This window comes from Acidovorax sp. 99, assembly GCF_003096455.1.
GTDB lineage: Bacteria > Pseudomonadota > Gammaproteobacteria > Burkholderiales > Burkholderiaceae_C > Acidovorax > Acidovorax delafieldii.
This window is the reverse complement of the sequence record NZ_QEKU01000001.1, coordinates 1,434,011-1,453,559: the sequence shown is the minus strand read 5'-3', so window position 1 is coordinate 1,453,559 and position 19,549 is coordinate 1,434,011. Positions and strand designations below refer to the sequence as shown.

Genomic DNA, 19,549 nt, shown 5'->3' with positions numbered 1-19,549 from the left:
GGCTCTGCGCCCGAACACCCTCTGCCTCACAGGCTCCTAGCCAATAAAGTTGAACAGCGACAACTTCTGAACCTGCGCATAGGACTTGAGTGCAGCCTCATAACCCACCTGCTGGTTCTGGAAGTCGGAAATGCCCTTGATCATATCGAGATCCTCTGCCCGCGAACGGTCGCCTTCCAGCTGGATGGAGCGCTTGTCCTGGTCGCCGGTGATGCGGTCTGCGCGATTGAGCAGCTCGCCGGCGTAACTGCGCATGTTGTGTACGCGCTCCAGTCCAATATCGATGTTGGCCAGTGCCTGCCCCACGGCCTGGATGGCGCCGTTGTTGTTGGGAGCGTTGCGGATGCCATTGATGGCACTGTCCATGGTGCTGAACATGCTCGCGCTGGGCTGCAGGGTGACGGTATCCCCGTTGGCCGGGTTGCCCTTGATATCGAAGGAAAGCCCCGGAATGCCTGGAACGGAGATGGTGACCGGCTTGTCGGTCGGGTAGTCCGGCACCACCACCGGGGCGGAGACGGCACCCGTGGTGGTATTGGTGATGGTGTACGTGGCTGTGCTGGTGCCCGTGGTGGCGCCTGGACCCACTGCGCTGAAGGTGACGGTGTAGTTGTCACCCGTCACCAAAGCTTTGTTGGTGGGCGTGATGGCCGTGGTGGTGAGCTGTCGGCCTACCGGGATGTTGCTGACCCCGGCGGTGTAGACACTGTCGCGGGTGGGGTCGAACATGAAGGCCGAGTCGCCGTCGAGGGCCCCCGGTACCGTCACGCCGTTGCTCGCCGTCTGACCCGGCAAGCCCTGGAAGCTGTAGTCGGGGGAGCTGCTCAAGGGGCCCAGGAACGGCGCCAGCGCGCTGCCCAATGCACTCAGCAAGGGGATGCCGTTGGTGTCTTTCCGGTTGGCGACTTCGAGCAGCTGTTCCCGCAAACCCTGGAGTTGGTTGGCCACAGTGGCCCGGTCGTTCGGGGTCATGCTGGCATCGCCCGCACTGACCACCAGCTCCCGAAAGTTCTGGATCAGATTCACCGCATCGCCCAGTGAGGATTCCCCCTGTGCAATCGCATTGCGCTGGGTCTCCAGCGCACGTTGTTCGGTCTGGATGCGCGACAGGCGGTTGAGGGCTCGCTCAGCCTGCGCGGCCGACACCGGGTCGTCGCTGGCGCGCACCACGCGTTTGCCCGAGGTCAGGTTCTCTTGCAGCGTGGTCAGGCTGGTCTGGCGCGCGCCCAGGTTGCGCAGCGCGTTGTCATACATGTTGGCCGTGCCGACGCGGTAGATGTTTGTGCTCATGTCGAACTCCTCACGCTAGGGCTCCGTTCATCGGCCCAGGCCCTGGATCAGCGAATCAAAAATGTTCTGCGCAATCTGGATCATCTTGGCCGAGGCCTGGTAGGCCTGCTGGTATTGAATCAGCTTGGCGGCCTCTTCGTCCAGATTCACGCCCGAGACCGCCGTGCGGTCGCGCTCCAGGTTGGCGGCGATGGTGGAGGACAGCTGTTCTGCAAACTTGGCGCTCTGGGTGCGCGTGCCCACTTGGGCAATGGCACTGGCGTAGCCGTCGCTCAGGGTCGATTCGTCGAACATCTTGACGTCGCGCAGCCCCATCAGGGCATTGGCGTTGCCTGCATTGCGCGTGTAAGCGTCGCCATACTGCGGGTCCAGGGCGTTGCCAATCGCCACGGTGTCACCCGTCTTTGGCGTGCCCTGCAGCGTGATTTGCCAGCCGTCGATGTTGATGGCCTGGCCAGATGTGTAGCTGTATGGCGGGCCCGCAAGCGGGGTAGGCGGAACGGTGGAAATATCCTGCGGTATGCCCCCACCGGCGACGGTAAAACCCCCTGCACCGTTGAACGTTAAGGTCACCTGAGTGCCAATGGCAGGAGGGGTGAGGGCCGGAATACCCGTTGCCTTGAGGCTGCCCAGCTGCATGGTGCCGCCGTTGGCCGTGCCCATGGCGGCGTTGATGGGGTTGGCGGCTGCCAGGTCGCGCGGCGAATACACCAGCGCTTGGATGTTGTTGGCAGCCGTGCTGAACGGCTTGAACAGCATGCGCTCGCCGGGGTTGCCGGGCGTGGTCAGGTTGAAGTTGAGCCCGTCGATCTGCAGCGTGGCCAGGTTGGCGGCGTCGGTGAACGGGGTCGATTTGCCGTCGGACAGGCGCACCACCTGGCCGGCCGTGCCGGTGGTAAAGCGGATCTCGTAGTCTGAGGCTTCAAACTGCGTGGGACCAGTGAACGACACCGTGCCCACGCCTGCGCCGTTGGTATAGCCCGGCATGCTGGTGGGCAGGGCGAACAGGTCCTTGCCTGGCACGCCGTCCAGCGTCAGGCCCAGGTTCTGCTGGTCGTTCATCGTCATGCCGATGGCCAGCGCCATGCGGCCCAGCAGATTGCGCCCTTCGCTCAGGTCCGTGTTCTGAAAGCGCAGCAGGCCCGAGACGCTGCCACCGCCCAGCACGTTCTCGTCCAGCTCCACGGGGGTGGCGCCGGGGCGGTTGAAAAACAGCTTGGACTGCCCGCTGCCCGGGAAAGTCGTTGCATCGTCGATCGACAGGCTGGCGGCCGTGCTGCCCAGCACCAGGGGCTGGCTGCCCGCCACGAACAGGCCCACGGTGCCGTCATCCGCCGGGATCTGGGTGGTCTGCACATACTGGTTGATGTCGCGGATGATCTGGTCGCGCTGGTCCAGCAGGTCGTTGGGGCTCTGGCCGTTGCCGGTGGCCCGGGCAATCTGCTCGTTGATGGCCGCCATCTGCGTGGCCAGGCTGTTGATGGCGGTCACGCTGCTCTGCAGCTGTTCCTTGACGGTGTACTCGATTTCGTTGATCCGGTCGCTGGCGGTGCGCATGCGTGCGGCCGTTTCGTCCAGCCGCGTAAGGACCACCGTGCGTGCCGTGATGTCGGTGGGACTGCTGACCACGTCCGAGAACGCGTTCATCATGTCGTTGATGGCGGCGCCCAGGCCCTGGGTGCCGCCGCTGAACACTTCCTGCAACTGGCTCAGGCGCTGGGCGCGGATGGCGTCGGCCGCCTGGGTCGATCCAGCCGCGGCCGACTGGCGCGTGAGCAGCTCGCTCTGGTTGCGCAGAATGGTCTGCACATCCACGCCCTGGCCGATGTAGCCACCGCCCGTGAACTGGCCCTGGACGGTTTGCAGCACCACTGTCTGGCGCGAATAGCCGGGTGTGTTGACATTGGCAATGTTGTGGCCTGCCGTCTGCAGGGCCACCTGGTTGGCCAGCAGGGCGCGGGCGCCGACGTTGAGCAGACTCATGGCTTACCTCGGTTCTTCTCGTCCATCACGCCTGGGCGCGCTGTACACGCAGCGCGCTGTTGATAGCGCCGCTGAGCTTCTTGGCGTACTCGGGGTCGGTGGCGTATCCGGCCTTTTGCAGCTCGGCCGCGTAGGCCACGGCAGAGCCCGTCTTGGCGGTGGCCTGGGCTTTTTCGTAGCGCGGGTTGTCGGTGATCAGCTTGGCGTAGTCGCGGAAGGAATCCTCGTACGAGTCGTACGCGCGAAACTTGGCCACCACCTTGCGCGGTGTGCCGTTGATGTATTCGGTGGTCGTGATCTCGGCCACCTTGCCGGTCCAGCCCTTGCCCGCCTTGATGCCGAACAGGTTGAACGAGTTGCCGCCGTTGGCGGTCTTGATCTCGCTCTTGCCCCAGCCGGTTTCGTGCCCGGCCTGGCCGAGCATGAAGCTGGCGGGAATGCCGCTTTCCTGCGCCACGCGCTCGGCGGTGCCGCTCAGGTGCTGCACAAAGCCTTCGCGGCCCTTGGGGACGGGCAGGGTGGTATCGACGGAAGACGTGGTGGCGGAGGTTGCAGACCGGTTCTGTGCCTGCGGCAGGCTCAGCGTGGACGGCACCGAGAAGTTGGTGTCCGCACCGCCCATCTGGCGCGAAAGCTGGCGGGCGATGGCTTCCGACAGGCCGCCCTGCAGGCCCGACATATTCACAGACAGCTGCTGGTCCAGCATGTCCTGACCCAGGTTGGCCTGCTCGCCCTCCATCAGGCCGGACTTCATGGTGGCGTCGCGCATGCTCTTGATGAGTTCGCGCATGAACAGCGATTCAAACTGCTTGGCTGCCTCGCGCGTGACCTGTGCGCTGTTGGCGGTGCCCGCTTCGTACTTGAGGGAGTTGAGCGAGCGGATATCGACGGCCAGCGCGTTCGACGGGCTGGTGGTGCTACCGGAGGAAGGGAGTGTGAGGGCCATGGTCAAGCCTCTTGCGGTGGGGCACCCACAGGCTGTGAGTCTGGCGCGGCGCAGGCCCGTGCACCCGTGGAACTGGCTTTGCCAGGCCACCGGGTGCGTTCCCCTCCCGCAGGAGAGGGGGAAGGCGCGAAGCGACTCAGGGGGTGCTTCATTCAGATCACCTCCAGCTCGGCGTTCAGCGCGCCGGCGGCCTTGATGGCCTGCAGGATGGCCAGCAGGTCGCCGGGTGTGGCGCCCAGCGTGTTGAGGGCCTTGACCACGTCGGCCAGCTGCGGCGACGCGGGCATCTGGATCACGTTGCCCGGTTCCTGGTTGATGGTGATGTCGCTCTTTTGCGTGACCACCGTCTGTCCCTGCGAGAACGCATTGGGCTGGCTGACCACGGGCGTGGAGCTGATGGTGATCGACAGGTTGCCGTGGGCGATGGCGCAAGGCCCCAGCGTGACCGACTGGTTGAGCACCACCGAGCCCGTGCGGGCGTTGATGACCACCTTGGCAGAGGGCGTGGAGGATTCGAGCGGCAGCTCTTCCAGGTCGGCAATGAAGCCGACGCGGGCGCCGGGGTCGATGGGAGCGCGCACCTGCACCGTGCGACCGTCCAGCGCAGTGGCCAGGCCGTTACCCAGCTTGGCGTTGATCACCTGCGCCACGCGGCGGGCGGTCTGGAAGTCCGAGGCGTTCAGGCCCAGGTTGATGGTGTCGCCTTCGTTGAGCGGGGTGGGCACGGCCCGTTCCACTTGCGCACCGAGCGGAATGCGGCCTGCGCTCAGGTGGTTGATCTGCACCTTGCTGCCACCGGACGACGCGCCAGCGCCGCCCACCACCATGTTGCCCTGGGCCAGTGCATAGATCTCGCCGTCAGCGCCGCGCAGCGGTGTGACGATGAGCGTGCCGCCCTTGAGCGACTTGGCATTGCCCATGGACGAGACGTTCACGTCGATCTGCTGGCCCGGCTGGGCAAAGGCGGGCAGTTGCGCCGTGACGATCACCGCCGCCACGTTCTTGAGCTGCAGCTGCGACGCCGTGCCGGGTGGCAGGCTGATGCCCATCTGCTGCAGGTAGTTGGACATGGCCTGCGTGGTGTAGGGCATCTGCGTCGTCTGGTCGCCCGTGCCGTCCAGCCCCACCACCAGGCCGTAGCCGGTCAACTGGTTGCTGCGCACGCCCTGCACCGCCGCCACTTCCTTGATGCGCAAGGCCTGTGCAGGCGTTGTCAGCGCTGCGGCCACCAGGGCCAGCAGCAGCCACAGCACGCGCGCGGTGCGGGGCAAGAGGGAATGGGACGAGGCTTTCATGGCATCCATTGTGGTAGGCCATGGCCAGAACTAAAACCCAAAAAGAAGCGGGTTCACCGGCTTATTGGCTGGGTCTGAAGCCGCGTCGGCAAGGTCCGCGCAGAAACGGCCCGTGGGCGCTCTGGGTGGCGGTTTTTGAGTAAAAACGGCCAGAGGCGATAGTGCTATATGCGCAAGTAGCTATCAAATTTGTAGTAAAAAAAGAACGCACCCAGCCCTCCGTCGGATGCCGGAAGGACTGGGGACCTGGGCGCTTTCGGTGCGCCCAGTGCGGTCAGAACGGCGTGACGGTGTTGAAGAACCGGCCCAGCCAGCCCATGGCCTGGGCTTCGTTCTGCGCGCCGCGTCCGCGCGATTCGACGCGCACATTGGCGACCTGGGTCGAGTTCACGATGCTGCCAGGTTGCAGCGCGCGTGGGTCCACCGTGCCCGAAAAGCGCAGTACATCCACGTTCTGGTTCACGCCGATCTGCTTTTCGCCAGTGATGACCAGGTGGCCGTTGGGCAGCACATCCACCACCGTGGCGGTGATGGAGCCGGTGAAGGTGTTGGCGCTTTCGGTGCCGCCTTTGCCCGAGAACGCGTTGCCTGACGAAGCGCCCACGCCCAGCTTGTCGGTGAAGCTGGTGCTGGTGAAGGGCAGGGCGGTCACGCCCGCAGAGACCTTGGAGTCACGGTCCACCGTGGACGAAGACTTCTGGCTGGCCGTCACGTTCTCCACGATCTGGATGGTCACGTTGTCGCCCACCAGGCGCGCGCGGCGGTCTTCAAACGCGGGCCGGTAGCTGGCGTTGTGGAACAGTCCGCCCGTCACCGGGGGCGGGGTGCGCGGTGCAGCGGCGAGCGGGGGCGGGGTGGTGGGCAGGATGTCCACCGGCGGCGGTGGCGACAGGGTGGCGCAGCCGGCGCACAGCAGTGCTGCACCCAGCGCGGGGATGCCCGCACGCAGCGAGCCAAGTGCCTGCAGCAGGCGAAGAGGGCGTGTGAAAGTGCGCATGGCGAAGGTCCTGGGCAAAAGCGCGGGGGGCGTTCCGGTCACAACTGGGCGAGCTTGGCCAGCATCTGGTCCGAGGTCTGGATGGCCTTGGAATTCATCTCGTAGGCGCGCTGGGTCTGGATCATGGTGACCAGCTCTTCCACCACGTTGACGTTGGAGGCTTCCAGAAACCCCTGCTTGATGATGCCCAGCCCGTTCGTGCCGGGGGTGCCCTGCTGGGGCTGGCCGGAGGCGGCGGATTCCTTGAACAGGTTCTGCCCGATGGGCTCCAGGCCGGCCGGGTTGATGAAGCTGGCCATGGCCAGGTTGCCCACGGTCTGCGGCTGTGTGTTGCCCGGCACGGTGACTGCCACGGCGCCTTCGGCACTGATGCTGACGCTGGTGGCGTTGGCCGGAATGGTGATGCCATTGACCACGGGCAGTCCGCTGGACGTGACCATGCGGCCCTGGGCATCGACCTGGAAGGAGCCGTCGCGGGTGTAGCCCACGGTGCCATCGGGCATGGTCACTTCAAAGAAGCCGTTGCCGTTGATGGCGACATCCAGGTTGTTCTTGGACTCCTGCAGGCTGCCCTGCATGAAGTTGCGGCTGGTGGCCACCGTGCGCACGCCCAGGCCCAGGTGCAGGCCGGTGGGCAGCTGGTTTTGTTCGGTGGTGTTGGCACCCACCTGGCGCAGGTTCTGGTAGATCAGGTCTTCGAACACCGCGTTGTTGCGCTTGTAGCCCGTGGTGGAGACGTTGGCCAGGTTGTGCGAGATGACGTCGAGCTGGGTCTGCTGGGCAGACATGCCGGTCTTGGCGATCCAGAGGGAGTTGATCATGGTGCTTCCTTATGGCGGGTGCGTGCTGGGGGGCAGCGGCATCAGCCGTTCATGCTCAGCAGCTGGCTGGCGGTCTTGTCGTTGGTTTCGGCGGTCTGCAGCAGCTTCATCTGCTGCTCGAACTGGCGCGATGCAGCGATCATCCCGACCATGCATTCGACCGGGTTCACGTTCGAGCCTTCCAGCGCGCCCGACAGCATGCGCGCGTTGGCGTCGTTGGGCATGGGGTCGCCCGACGTGGTGCGAAACAGCCCGTCGTCGCCGCGCTTGAGCGGGTCTTCCGGCGTGGGTGTGCCCAGCTTGAGGCGGCCAATGGCCTGGGCGGGCTGGCCCGGGATCTTGGAGGTCACGGTACCGTCCGACCCGAGCGACACATCGGCACCGGGCGGCACGTCGATGGGCGCTCCGCCATCGGACAACACGGGCAGGCCGGTGGGAGTGAGCAGCTGGCCGGTGGCCGACACCTCAAAGCTGCCCGCACGGGTGTAGGCCTCGGTGCCGTCCAGCCCCTGCACCGCAAACCAGGCATTGCCGGCCGCCATGGCGTCGAGGTTGCGGCCTGTGCGTTGTACAGGGCCGGGGGTGTTGACGTAGCCCGAGGTGGCCTCCAGTGCAAACACGCGCGTCTTGGCACCGTCGCCTTGCAGAGGCACGGAGCGGAAGGTGGACATCTCGGCGCGGAACCCGCCGGTGGACACGTTGGCGAGGTTGTTGGACAGCACCGCCTGCCGGTGGGCGGCGGCGTTGGCGCCTGTCATCGAGGTGTAGATGATGCGGTCCATGGGGGCTCTCCGGTGTCCTGGGCGGGTTCAGTGGGGGTTCAGCCGATCAGCGCAGGTTCACCAGGGTGGACATCACCTGGTCTTGCGTCTTGATGGTCTGTGCGTTGGCCTGGTAGGCGCGCTGGGCGGTCATCATGTTCACCAGCTCGGCCGTGAGGTCCACGTTGGAGTCCTCCAGGGCGCCCGAGCGCAGCGAGCCAAAGCTGCCATCGGTGGCGGTGCCGACGACAGGCTGGCCCGACTCGAACGTGGCCACCCAGTTGTTGCTACCCACCGAGGCCAGGCCCTGTGTATTGCGGAAGCTGGACAGCGCGAGCTGGCCCTCGGCACGCGTCACGCCGTTGGAATAACGGGTCATGATCATCCCGTTGTTCTCGATGTTGATGCCGGTCAGCTCGCCCGAGGTGTAGCCGTCCTGGCTCAGGTTGGACACCGCGAACTTGGTGCCGAACTGGGTCACCTTGTCCAGGCTCACTTCCACGGTGTAAGCAGGCAGGTTGTTGGGGTTGGGCGGCGTGGGGTTGACGGTGAGCGGCAGCGAAAAGCCGGTGGCGGGTGGTGTGGCCACCGGGCCGGTGATGGCGCCGTTGTTGTCGAACGTGATCTGGCCGATGGGCGTGGCCACCACGGGCGGAACGGCCGTGGGGTCGTCCAGCGCGTCGTACACGTCCCAGGTGTTGTCGGTAGCGGTCTTCTGGAAATACAGGCTCACCGGCTTGGCCACACCTTGGCTGTCGAACACGTTGATCGAGGTGCCATACGTGGCGCGTGGCGTGGCCGGGATGGGGGGCGTGGCCGTGGGGTCGCCAGCCGCGTCGGTGGCGCGGGCGTCCAGGTTGAAGGCCGCCGTGATCTTGGTAGTTTGCTTGGCGGGAATCGGCTCGGCGGTCGGGAACACCATGGGAATGGGGTCGGTGCCCGTGCGCAGGCCCGTGACCGGATCCACCGGGAAGCCCATCACCTTGGCGTTGTCGTTGGTGATCATGTTGCCTTCCTTGTCCAGCTTGAAGTTGCCGGAGCGGGTGTAGGCGGCGGTGCCGTCGGGCAGCGTGAGGGTGAAGAACCCGTTGCCGTTGATGGCCACGTCCAGGCTGTTGCCGGTGATGGTCAGGTTGCCCTGCGTGAACTGCTGCGCCACGGCCGCCACTTCCACGCCAATACCTGCGTTGGAGCCGCCCGCAGAGCCAATGGCGGAAGCCACCATCTCGGCAAACTCGGCCCGCGAGGCCTTGAACCCGACGGTGTTGGAGTTGGCAATGTTGTGCCCGATGACATCGAGGTTCTTGCTGGCGGCGTTCAGGCCGGACAGGCCTTGCTGAAAACTCATGGTGTTCTCCTGTTGACGCGATACGAAGCGGGCTGGTGTTACACCAAGGCCTTGATCTGGCTGTAGTTGATGGTTTTGCCGTTGGACAGGCTCAGCACCAGTTGTCCGTCTTCGGCACCTGCGGCGGTGACCTTGGACAGGCTCAACGGGGTGGAGTCCAGCTTGGTGGAGCCGTTGACGGCCGTCACGCGGAACTGCAGTGCATCGGTGGAGCCGGTGTACTTGCTGGCGTCCCAGTCAAAGGCATGGCGGCCTGCGGCCTTGGCGCCCAGATCGATGGTGTCCACCACCTGGCCGCCTGCAGTCGTGACCTCGATCTTCACGTCGGTAGCCGCCGAGCCCAGCTCGAAGCCGCCCTTGCCGGTCTTGTCCGCCACCGCCATGCTGGAACCTTCGGTCAGCACGCTGCGGCCCACCAGGGCCGTGCCCTGCATGACTTGCAGCGAGTTGAACTGCGACGCCATGCTCTGCATGGTCTGGTTCAGTTGCTGGATGCCGGTCACCGTATTGATCTGCGCGATCTGCGAAGTCATCTGGGCGTTGTCCAGGGGGTTCATCGGGTCCTGGTTGTTCAACTGCGCCACCAGCAGCTTCAGGAAGCGGTCCTGCGCGGCCGACGGGTCGCTGGCCGCGTTGGCTTTGGTGGACGCGTCTGTGGTGGTCGTGACGGCATTGGTGGCACTGAGAATCATGGTGGGGTCTCCCGGGAATTACTGGCCCATCTGCAGGGTCTTGAGGAGCAGCGACTTGGCCGTGTTCATGACCTCGACGTTGTTCTGGTACGAGCGCGAGGCGGAGATCATGTTGACCATCTCCTCCACGGCATTGACGTTGGAGTGGGTCACGTAGCCCTCGGCGTCTGCTGAGGGGTGGCTGGGATCGTGCACGCGGCGGCCCGGGACATTGCTTTCGCTGATGCCGCTGACCTTGACGCCCGCAGAGCTGTCGGCGCCCATGGGCGCTGTCTGGAACACCACTTGGCGTGCCTTGTAGGCCTGACCGTCGGGACCGGCCACGGCATCCACGTTGGCCAGGTTGCTGGCCACCACGTTGAGCCGCTGCGACTGCGCGCTGATGGCGCTGCCGGACACGTTGAAGATCGAGAACATGGACATGGGGTGGCTCGCTTTCTGCGCTGCGGGGCTGGCTGGTTATTGGCCCTGGATGGCGCTGAGCATGGTTTTGGCGTTGCCGTTGATGAACCGCAGCGTGGCTTCATAGCGCACGGCGTTGTCCACGAAGTTGGCACGCTCGCGGTCCAGGTCCACCGAGTTGTTGTCCAGGCTGGGCTGTGTCTGCACGGCATAGCCCAGCGCGCCCTGCCGGTCGATGCTGGTGCTGGAATTCACGGTGGGCAGCGGAATGTGGTGCGGATCGGTGGTGCCTGCGGTTCCGTACGAGCCGCTGGTGGCCAGCCGCGTGACAGCTGCGCCAGGCGTGCCGGTGGCCGAAGAGGTCACGCCCGTGGCTTCGCGCAGCGCATCGCCAAACTTGAAGTCCCGAGCCACATAGCCCGGCGTGTCGGCGTTGGCAATGTTGCTGGCGATGGCGCGCTGGCGTTCACCGCGCAGCACCAGGGCGTTGCCGTGAAAATTCAGCTGGTTGGTCATCTTGTCAAGCATGTGTGCCTCACACCGTCGGTTGCAAAGTCGCCATCCCCGGGGGGCTTTTGGCGTGGCTCGATTATGGAAACCGCGCCCTTTTTCTAAAGCGCGAAGAAGTGGCAAATGAATGCGCAGTTCCGGGTTTTGCGTCCGGGTCATCTGCCTATAGTTCCAGGGGTGAAATGGCCCCTGCCTTCCGTAGCACCCCGTGCGCGGGCAGCCTGGCCAGCCGATGCCCTGGAGGCCCCTATGACCGCCCACTTCCTTTTCTCTGCCGCCAACACCGACGCCGCGCTGTGCGGCGCCACCCGGCAGTCGCACGCTGTGCGTGCCGGCGCCTTGGTGCGTACGTTCTGTCTGGTGGGTGTATTGGCTGTGGCTGCGCTGGGCCCCCATGGTGTTGTGCACGCCCAGTCGGCGGCAGACCCCGCGGCGGACCTGGGGCCGCTTACCCAGCGCTGGCTGGACGATGCGTTGGCCCGCAATCCGTCCTCCGCGCTGCCACTGCGTATGGAAGTGAGTGTTGGCTCACTGGATTCGCGCCTGCGGCTGGCGCCCTGTGCGCGCGTTGAACCCTATCTGCCCGTCGGTGCCCGCCTGTGGGGCCGGACCCGTCTGGGGCTGCGCTGCGTGGAGGGCGCCACCGCATGGAACGTGTTTTTGCCCGTCACCATCAAGGCGTTTGGCCCGGCCTGGGTGTTGACCAACAATGTAGCGCCGGGCGCCGTGTTGACGGCCAATGACGCCACAGAGGCCGAAGTGGACTGGGCGGCCGATTCCTCTCCCGTCATGGCCAATCCCGACCTGTGGGTAGGGCAGACCGCGGCCCGCCAACTGGTGGCGGGGCAGGCGGTGCGCCAGGCCATGGTGCGTGCCCCCCTGCTGTTCAAGGCCGGTGCGCAGGTGAAAGTGGTGGCCCAGGGGCCGGGCTATGCGGTCAGCTCTGCGGGCCAGGCGTTGACCGCAGGCTCTGTCGGGCAGACTGTGCGCGTGCGCATGGAGAATGGCCGCATCGTGAGTGGAACTGTGAATGATTCTGGGACAGTGGATGTCACTCTGTGATGACGCCCCGGTAATAAATGGCTAAAGTCCGGGCCAAATGGGTCGAAAACATTGCTACTGATGCCCCACATCCAACGGGGTGGTGGAGAGAGCGATGAAGATAGGTCAAACACCGGAACTGCCGGGCGGGTTGCCGCCGACGGGGCTTGCCAAGCAAGCCAAGGCCCCAGCCAGCGCTGCTGAAGGAGCCACCAAGGACGCACTGATGGCGTCATCCGCCGGTGTGCCTGTCACTGTGTCCACCGCGGCCCGGGCGCTCAGCCCTACCACCCGCAGCACGGCAGATTTTGACGCGGGTAAGGTCAAGGCAGTGCGCGCTGCCATCGAAAAGGGCGAATTCTCGGTCGACGCCGAAGCCATTGCCGACAAGCTGTTGTCCAACGCCCAGGAGATCCTGTCCCGCTCGCGGGGTTGACCGGCGTTTTGCTCCCGGGCGCAATCCATCGCACAATGCGCCATGTCTCTGGAAGAATCTCTCTCGGCTGTTGAGCAGCTGATCGAACAAGTCTCCGCCGCACTTCTCGCGGCCGACCCCACCTCTCTGGAAAAAAACAGCACGGCCTTGCGTGATGCAGCGGCCGATTTTTCGCGTGCGCTGGAGCAGGCGGCCGCGCGGGGGTTGCCCTTGCCAGCGTCGCTGCAAAAGCGCGCGGATGCGATCCGCAGCATGCTGATCCTGCACCGTGAAAGCCTGGCCCGGCTTGCTGCCAGCACGGACCGCCAAGCCGCTGGCCTGTTGCCCCCCTCCAATGCGGCGGCTACCTATGGCGATGGCCTGGGGGCGCGCGGAGCCGCGCCGGGTGTGGCGCGCATCTACCGCTCTGCAGGCTGAGCGGCATCCATTGTTCTGAAGGGGTTGTGGGCCCGGTCGCGAAAAGCGGCGGCCCGTAACCCTATGGCCCTGCGCAACGACCTGCGCGGCGCCTGGTGTCCGCCGGTGGGGGCACTCAGTGCGCGCGCATCTTGGCCCGCAGCCGGGCAATGGACTGGCTGTGCAGCTGGCACACGCGCGACTCGGTAACGCCCAGCACGGCGGCAATTTCCTTGAGGTTCATGTCATGTTCGTAGTACATGCCCATGATGTGCTGCTCGCGCTCCGGCAGGGTCTTGATGGCGTTGACCAGTGACGTCTTGAGCCGTTGATCACGCAGCAGCTCCACCGGGTCAGCCGCACTGTCGGCAACGTGGCGGTCCAGAAACCCATCCTCGTCATCGTTGCCATGCGTCATGTCTTCGAGGTACACCAGTTGGGTGCCCCGGACCTTGCCCAGCAGATTCTGGTAGTCCGCCAGGCTCATGCCCATTTCGCTGGCTATTTCGGACTCCAGCGGGCTGCGTCCCAGCTTTTGCTCCAGCCGGTGCACAGCGTGTTCAATGTCTTTCTGGCTCTTGCGCGAGCTGCGGCTCATCCAGTCGCCCTCGCGCAGCTCGTCGAGCATGGCGCCCCGGATGCGCTGGGTGGCAAAGGTTTCAAACTGCACGCCCTGTGCCACTTCGTAGCGCGACAGGGCTTCGGCCAGCCCCATCATGCCGACCTGGATCAAGTCATCCAGCTCGACATTGGGAGGCAGCTTGGCGATCATGTGGTGCGCAATCCTCCGGACCAGCGGTACATGCTGGCGGATCATGGCATCGCGATCAAGCTGGCCTTTGGCGGTGTACATAGAGAGGGTGTTATGCACTGGTAGGGCGGGTATGCGATCTTGTTCTGGAGCCGCTTGGGGGTGCCATCACCCGATCTTTTTCCGCCGCCCGGGGCCAGCAACTTGCCAGACCGTGGGGAGCGTTTCGGGTCAACGTGCGTACGTAGAGGTGCATCACAGGCTCTGGTCAGTGGCTCCGGACAAAATGCGCAGGCATGCCTGTCAAGTTGCTGGGTGTCAGCGCAGCCAGCGCTCCGTTCATAGTGCCCGCATTTTCCAGCAGTTGCAAGGCCAGGCGCTGAAGCTCCTGGGGGTTCTGCGTGGCAATGGTGGTGGTTCGTATCGGGCCGCCCAGATGGCGCTCGGCACATGCCTGCAAGGTCATCAGTTGGGACTGGGCCTTGCGGCGTTCGGCGGCGGTGTTGCCGTGCAGCAAAGCGGCCACCATGCAGGGCAAGCCAGTGTGTAGCGCAATCTGCTTGAGGCTCTTGTAGCTGGTCATCACGCCCGCTGCGCCACTGCCCATGACCACCAGCGGAACCGTGGCCGTGTGGGTGAGCAGGGGCCCCAGGGTGGAGGCTGGTGCGTGAATCACCATGAGGCCGTAAGTCCTGAAGCAGGGCAGCAAGCTCTCCATGGGCGAGCGTGTGCTGCCGCTGGCCTTGCGGCTCAGGTGCTGCAGCCCCTTGGCCGCTGGAATCACGGCGAGGGAGGATGCGGTGGCGCCCAGGTTCAGGCTGGCGCCGTCATTCCACGTGGCATGTTGCAGCAGGTGCAGCAGGCCGGGGCTGTCGTCGGACTCCTGCGCCGTGCCGTCGAGCACCACCACCGGATAGCCCAGCCGCTGCAGGCTGGCACAGATCTGCCATAGCGTTTCCAGGCCGCTCGCTGTGTTGCCCTGGCTGGCGACTGCCAGCAGCCGCAGCTCTGCCTGCGGGGTGAGGCTGTGCAGGCTGGCCGCCTGGTGAAAACCCAGATCAAGCATCGACCAGCCCCCCCTCCGTCACGGTGTCAGGAGAGTGCGAGAAGAAGAAGTTCAGGTCCGTGGCCTTGGGGTCGAAAGCCGACTTCGCCGGCGACCGCATGGAGGCGCTGATGAGCTGGTGGGCGTTGGCACGCTCCCAGTCCTCGGGCACGCGCTGGCCGTTGGTCACGCCGCGCAGCACCATCTGGTGGCGGATCAGTGCGTCGATAGCGGGGCCCAGCTTCACGGCCTCGTCCACCTTGGACAGGATGGCCTGTTGCGAGCCGTCGGTTTTGAAGGCGGTCAGCACGTCATCCAGCGTGTCGCCATGGCAGCCGGCGTTGAGCACGAGCAGGCGGTTCACATGGGGCAGGTCCAGCACATCCAGCATGTCGCGCTTGCGGGGGTCCCTCGGGGCCACGCCGGTGGTGTCGATCAACACCATTTTCTTGCCGCTGAGCAGGCCCAGCAGGTCTTGCAGCGCGGCACGGTCGTGCGCCAGGTGGGCCACGATGCCCAGCATGCGCCCGTAAGTGCGCAGTTGTTCGTGCGCGCCCACACGGTAGGTGTCCAGTGTGATCAGCCCCACACTGCCGGGGCCGTGGATGCGGGCGCACATGGCAGCCAGCTTGGCGGTGGTGGTGGTCTTGCCCACACCCGTAGAGCCCACCATGGCGAAGATGCCGCCCTGTTCATAAAGGGGGGGATCGGTCTGGTCGGTCTTGAGGTTGCGTTCCAGCACCTCCATCAGCCAGCGCACCGATTCGCCCGCCGACAGGTCTTCGGGCATGCGTTCGAGCACGGCGCGGGCCAGCGATGGGGAGTATCCAGCACGGATCATCTTCAGCATCAGGTTGGACTGGATCGGGTTCTGGCGCGCCTGCCCCAGCCAGGCCAGCGTGTTGAAGCGGTCTTCGATCAGCTCTTTCATCGCGTGAAGCTCGTTCATCACGCTCTGCTGGTTGTTCGACTGGATCAGGTGGGCGCTGGGAGCTTCCTGTCGACGGCGCGGTGGCTCGGGCGGCATGTCCATCGGGATGGTGCGCAGCGGGTTGTGGCGCGCCACCGAGGGCGCGGGCATGCGTTCACGTTCCGGTTCCTGGTCGCGGCTGCGTTCAGACAGTGTCTGGGGTTCCGAGGGGCCATTCAGTGCCTCGTGGCGGCGGCGCAGCATGCGCTCGCGCACATAGTCTTGGAACGACAGCGTGCTCATGGCCAGCTGTTCGGTGTCTTCCTCGACCGGGTTGCGGCCCAGGCCCGACGCTGCTGCCGATTGGCTGGCGCGCTGTGGGGTGCTGCGCGCAGTGCTGGGCGCCAGCAGGGGCGGATTGGACGAAGCGGTGGGCGCACCACCGTCCAGAGCCGACAGCGTGTCCTCGGCCGTGGCCACCACTTCCACGCCGTTGGCCGTGGGGCGGTTGGACAGAATCAGCGTGCCGTCGCCAAAGGCCATGCGCGCCTTGGCCAGAGCCTCCCGAGAGGTGGGGGCGGTAAAGCGTTTGATGTTCATGCTGATGCACCTTTAAGGATCGGCCCAATACGGATGGTGTGGGTCTCTGGAATTTCACTGTGTGCCAGCACCTGCAGGCGGGGCGCTACGCGGCGCACCAGGCGGGAGATGGCATTGCGGATCTGGTCGGGAACCAGCAGGCAGGCGGGCAGGCCCATCTCTTCCTGCTTGAGGGCCACTTCGGCGGCCTTTTGTGTGAGGATGTCGGCCACGCCGGGGTCGAGCGCGGGGCCTGCCGTATTGCCCAGGGCTTGCACCAGCAGGCGCTCCAGGCCGGGCTCGATGGCAATGACGTTGAGCTCGCGGGTGGGGCCGTAGATCTGCTGGACGATGGCGGGCGAGAGCGCAATGCGCACGCGGCGGGCCAGCTCGACGGGGTCCGAGACGCCACCAGCATGCTCGGCCAGCGTTTCGATGATGGTGCGGATATCGCGGATGTGCACAGACTCTTCCAGCAGCAGCTGGAGGACTTTCTGGAACGTTGCGATGGAGACCATTTTCGGAACCACTTCTTCGATGAGCTTGGGGGCCAGCTTGGCCACGTGTTCCACCAGTTGCTGCGTTTCCGTGCGACTGAGGAGCTTGGCGGCTTGCACTTGCATCAAGTGTGACAAATGGGTGGCCATCACGGTTTCGGAATCAACGACGGTAAAACCGGCCATTTGTGCGGCTTCCTTTTGCCGATCGTCGATCCAGTGTGCTGGCAGGCCAAAGGCAGGGTCGGTGGTGGCCGTGCCGATCAGCGGCGTGGTGATGCCGCCGGGGTTGATGGCCAGGAACATGCCAGGGAAGGCTTCGCCCTCGCCCACCACCACGCCGCGCAGCGTGATGCGGTAGCCGCTGGGCTTGAGTTCGAGGTTGTCACGTACGTGCACGGCAGGGGGCAGGAAGCCGACTTCCTGTGCAAACTTGCGGCGCACGCCCTTGATGCGGGTGAGCAGGTCGCCCTGGCGGCTCTTGTCCACCAGGCTGATGAGGCGGTAGCCCAGTTCCAGGCCCAGCAGGTCCACGGGCTGCAAGTCGTCCCAGGTGGCTTCGCCATCGGTGGCGGGTGGCGGTGGGGCTTCGACCACCGGGGGAACCTTCTGGCGCTCATACATCACCCAGGCGCCGTAGCCCAGCAGGCTGCCCATGGTCAGGAACACCACATGTGGCATGCCGGGGATCAAACCCAGCAGGATCAGGATGCCCGCCGTCACGCCCAGCACACGGGGCGACATGAACAGCTGCTGAACGATCTGGCGGCCCATGTCGTGGTCCTTGCCCACGCGCGAGATCACCATGGCGGCTGCCACCGAAATCAGCAGGCCGGGAATCTGTGCCACCAGCGCATCGCCAATGGCCAGCAGGATGTAGCTGTCTGCGGCCTGCTTGGCCGACAGGTCGTGTTGCAACACACCAATGGCGAAGCCGCCAATGATGTTGATGAGCAGGATCAGGATGCCCGCCACGGCGTCGCCGCGCACGAACTTGGACGCGCCGTCCATGGAGCCGAAGAAGTTGGCTTCTTCCGCCACTTCGGCGCGGCGACGCTTGGCTTCTTTTTCGTCGATCAGGCCGGCATTCAGGTCGGCATCCACCGCCATCTGCTTGCCGGGCATGGCGTCCAGGGTGAAGCGCGCCGACACTTCGGCAATGCGCTCAGCGCCCTTGGTGATCACCACGAAGTTGATCACCACGAGGATCGCAAACACGATCAGGCCGACGGCGAAGTTGCCGCCGATCAGGAAGTGGCCGAAGGCCTCGATCACTGCACCGGCAGCACCCGGGCCCTGGTGGCCTTCGAGCAGCACCACGCGCGTAGAGGCCACGTTCAGCGACAGGCGCATCAGTGTGGTCAGCAGCAGCACCGAAGGGAATGCCGCGAAGTCCAGCGGACGCAGCATGTACGCCGCCACCATCATCACCATCAGCGCGACGGCGATGTTGAGCGTGAAAAATGCATCCAGCAGCCACGGCGGGATGGGTAGCACCATCAGCGCCAGAATCGCCACCACCAGCAGCGGTGCCGACAGGCCCTGCAGGGCGCTGGCATTGGTGCCCGCCCATTGCTGCAAAGACTTTACGGAGGTGTTCATACGGCAGCACCTTGCACCGTGGTGCGGTTCAGCGGATCGAGTTCAGGCGGCACGAAAGGCTCCACCAGGCTGTCGGGCATGCGGCCTTCGCCACGCAGGGCCGCCTTGAGGCGGTACACATAGGCCAGCACCTGGGCCACGGCGGTGTAGAGCGTCGCGGGGATGGCCTGGTCCAGCTCGGCATGGGCATACAGCGCACGGGCCAGCATGGGCGACTGCAGCACGGGCACGTTGTGCTCCTTGGCCACGTCGCGGATCTTCATGGCGATGAGGTCGGTGCCGCGCGAGATGACCTGGGGCGCACTCATGGTCTTCTCGTCGTATTTGAGGGCCACGGCGTAGTGAGTGGGGTTCATCACCACAAAGTCGGCCTTGGGGACGGCGCCTACGCTAGCCCGGTCGGCGATCTCGCGCTGCTTCTGGCGGATGCGGCCCTTGGTGTGGGGGTTGCCGTCAGACTCCTTGTGCTCCTGCTTGACTTCCTCGTGCGACATCTTCAGTCGTTCCTTGAAGAAGAACGCCTGCAAAGGCACATCCACCAAGGCTGCCAGAAACACGACCAGCAGCAACAGGCTCATGCCCGAGGTCAGCCAGTCTGCAATCTGGCGAATGGCCAGCGGCGAGGGCTGCAGCACCAGCATGGCGACCGTTTCGAGGCTGTTGCCCAGGAACTTCCAGGCCACGTAGGTCAGGATGGCGGTCATCAGCACCATCTTGGCCACGTTGGCCATCTGCTGCTTGGAAAACAGGTTGGCCAGTCCGGAGATCGGGTTGAGTCGGTTGAACTGCGGTGTGATGGGCTTGGCACTGAGAATCCAGCCGCCCGCCCCGATGGCGCTGATCAGCCCCGCAGCGCTGGTGAGGGTGGCAAACACCGTGCTGGCCACCAAGCCCACGATGACCATGTCCTGCAGCCGCGAGAGCATGGTGCCTGGCGCCATCACCGTGGCCGCATTGAACGCCAGCTGCTGGCTCATGGCCCACTGCATGCGGTCCATCAGCTGTGGGGCCAGCAGCAGCGTGCATGCGGCGCCCGCGCCCAGGATGGCCAGGTGCGACAAGTCGCGCGAGCGTGCCCCTTGGCCGTCTTCGCGCGCCTTTTGCAGCTTGCGTTCTGACGCGGGGAGGCTTTTTTCTTGGCTGGATTCCATGGTGGCATGACGGCTGGTGTCATGCCATTGTCGTGAGCGACCTGGAAATCTAAAGGCTGATAAGGGGGCTGCGGCCCCCTCTTTTCGGTGGTGCCT

At 65.1% G+C, this 19,549-nt stretch carries 19 protein-coding genes; 3 read left to right on the top strand and 16 right to left on the bottom strand.

The window, feature by feature from the left end:
- Positions 1-36 precede the first annotated feature (36 nt).
- From flgL to flgB, 11 genes are all read right to left on the bottom strand, one after another.
- Complete coding sequence (flgL, locus tag C8C95_RS06780) at positions 37-1,290, bottom strand: flagellar hook-associated protein FlgL (protein ID WP_056748001.1); 1,254 nt, start codon at positions 1,288-1,290, stop codon at positions 37-39.
- A 27-nt stretch (positions 1,291-1,317) separates the two neighbouring features.
- Positions 1,318-3,273 (bottom strand): flagellar hook-associated protein FlgK, encoded by a 1,956-nt coding sequence (gene flgK / locus C8C95_RS06775; protein ID WP_116748074.1) that lies wholly within the window; start codon positions 3,271-3,273, stop codon positions 1,318-1,320.
- A gap of 25 nt (positions 3,274-3,298) precedes the next feature.
- On the bottom strand, positions 3,299-4,219 hold the full coding sequence (flgJ, locus tag C8C95_RS06770; protein ID WP_116748073.1) for a flagellar assembly peptidoglycan hydrolase FlgJ: 921 nt from the start codon (positions 4,217-4,219) through the stop codon (positions 3,299-3,301).
- 152 nt (positions 4,220-4,371) lie between these two features.
- Positions 4,372-5,514, bottom strand: coding sequence for a flagellar basal body P-ring protein FlgI (locus C8C95_RS06765; RefSeq protein WP_279323205.1), 1,143 nt, complete (start codon positions 5,512-5,514; stop codon positions 4,372-4,374).
- Between the two features lie 274 nt (positions 5,515-5,788).
- Positions 5,789-6,511 (bottom strand): flagellar basal body L-ring protein FlgH, encoded by a 723-nt coding sequence (locus tag C8C95_RS06760; RefSeq protein ID WP_056065648.1) that lies wholly within the window; start codon positions 6,509-6,511, stop codon positions 5,789-5,791.
- A 38-nt stretch (positions 6,512-6,549) separates the two neighbouring features.
- On the bottom strand, positions 6,550-7,332 hold the full coding sequence (gene flgG / locus C8C95_RS06755) for a flagellar basal-body rod protein FlgG (RefSeq protein WP_056648212.1): 783 nt from the start codon (positions 7,330-7,332) through the stop codon (positions 6,550-6,552).
- Between the two features lie 41 nt (positions 7,333-7,373).
- The gene (flgF, locus tag C8C95_RS06750; RefSeq protein WP_056065654.1) at positions 7,374-8,114 is read right to left on the bottom strand and encodes a flagellar basal-body rod protein FlgF; all 741 of its coding nucleotides are present in this window, start codon (positions 8,112-8,114) and stop codon (positions 7,374-7,376) included.
- 46 nt (positions 8,115-8,160) lie between these two features.
- A complete protein-coding gene (flgE, locus tag C8C95_RS06745) occupies positions 8,161-9,441 on the bottom strand; it encodes a flagellar hook protein FlgE (RefSeq protein WP_116748071.1) in 1,281 nt (426 codons plus the stop codon).
- 38 nt (positions 9,442-9,479) lie between these two features.
- A complete protein-coding gene (locus tag C8C95_RS06740; RefSeq protein ID WP_116748070.1) occupies positions 9,480-10,133 on the bottom strand; it encodes a flagellar hook capping FlgD N-terminal domain-containing protein in 654 nt (217 codons plus the stop codon).
- 18 nt (positions 10,134-10,151) lie between these two features.
- The gene (gene flgC, locus C8C95_RS06735) at positions 10,152-10,556 is read right to left on the bottom strand and encodes a flagellar basal body rod protein FlgC (protein WP_015015832.1); all 405 of its coding nucleotides are present in this window, start codon (positions 10,554-10,556) and stop codon (positions 10,152-10,154) included.
- A 36-nt stretch (positions 10,557-10,592) separates the two neighbouring features.
- A complete protein-coding gene (gene flgB / locus C8C95_RS06730) occupies positions 10,593-11,063 on the bottom strand; it encodes a flagellar basal body rod protein FlgB (protein WP_060987142.1) in 471 nt (156 codons plus the stop codon).
- Positions 11,064-11,294: 231 nt separating this feature from the next.
- On the opposite strand from flgB, the gene flgA reads away from it, so the two are divergent.
- From flgA to C8C95_RS06715, 3 genes are all read left to right on the top strand, one after another.
- Positions 11,295-12,107 carry a flagellar basal body P-ring formation chaperone FlgA gene (gene flgA / locus C8C95_RS06725; RefSeq protein ID WP_207780577.1) on the top strand — a complete coding sequence of 271 codons (813 nt, stop codon included), beginning with the start codon at positions 11,295-11,297 and terminating at the stop codon, positions 12,105-12,107.
- A 94-nt stretch (positions 12,108-12,201) separates the two neighbouring features.
- On the top strand, positions 12,202-12,522 hold the full coding sequence (flgM, locus tag C8C95_RS06720; protein ID WP_116748069.1) for a flagellar biosynthesis anti-sigma factor FlgM: 321 nt from the start codon (positions 12,202-12,204) through the stop codon (positions 12,520-12,522).
- Between the two features lie 42 nt (positions 12,523-12,564).
- The gene (locus tag C8C95_RS06715) at positions 12,565-12,939 is read left to right on the top strand and encodes a hypothetical protein (protein ID WP_056065672.1); all 375 of its coding nucleotides are present in this window, start codon (positions 12,565-12,567) and stop codon (positions 12,937-12,939) included.
- Positions 12,940-13,054: 115 nt separating this feature from the next.
- Here C8C95_RS06715 and C8C95_RS06710 read toward each other — a convergent pair whose 3' ends face one another.
- From C8C95_RS06710 to C8C95_RS06690, 5 genes are all read right to left on the bottom strand, one after another.
- Positions 13,055-13,771, bottom strand: coding sequence for an RNA polymerase sigma factor FliA (locus C8C95_RS06710; RefSeq protein ID WP_056065675.1), 717 nt, complete (start codon positions 13,769-13,771; stop codon positions 13,055-13,057).
- 166 nt (positions 13,772-13,937) lie between these two features.
- Positions 13,938-14,735, bottom strand: coding sequence for a hypothetical protein (locus C8C95_RS06705; protein ID WP_056065678.1), 798 nt, complete (start codon positions 14,733-14,735; stop codon positions 13,938-13,940).
- Positions 14,728-16,224: a flagellar biosynthesis protein FlhF gene (gene flhF, locus C8C95_RS06700; RefSeq protein WP_056748015.1), complete on the bottom strand. Its 1,497-nt coding sequence runs from the start codon at positions 16,222-16,224 to the stop codon at positions 14,728-14,730. The genes C8C95_RS06705 and flhF overlap by 8 nt, the downstream gene beginning before the upstream one ends.
- Positions 16,221-18,302, bottom strand: a complete 2,082-nt coding sequence (gene flhA / locus C8C95_RS06695; protein ID WP_056065684.1) for a flagellar biosynthesis protein FlhA — start codon at positions 18,300-18,302, stop codon at positions 16,221-16,223. Before flhA ends, flhF begins: the two co-directional genes overlap by 4 nt.
- Positions 18,299-19,453, bottom strand: a complete 1,155-nt coding sequence (locus C8C95_RS06690; protein WP_116748068.1) for an EscU/YscU/HrcU family type III secretion system export apparatus switch protein — start codon at positions 19,451-19,453, stop codon at positions 18,299-18,301. The genes flhA and C8C95_RS06690 overlap by 4 nt, the downstream gene beginning before the upstream one ends.
- Between the last annotated feature and the right edge of the window lie 96 nt (positions 19,454-19,549).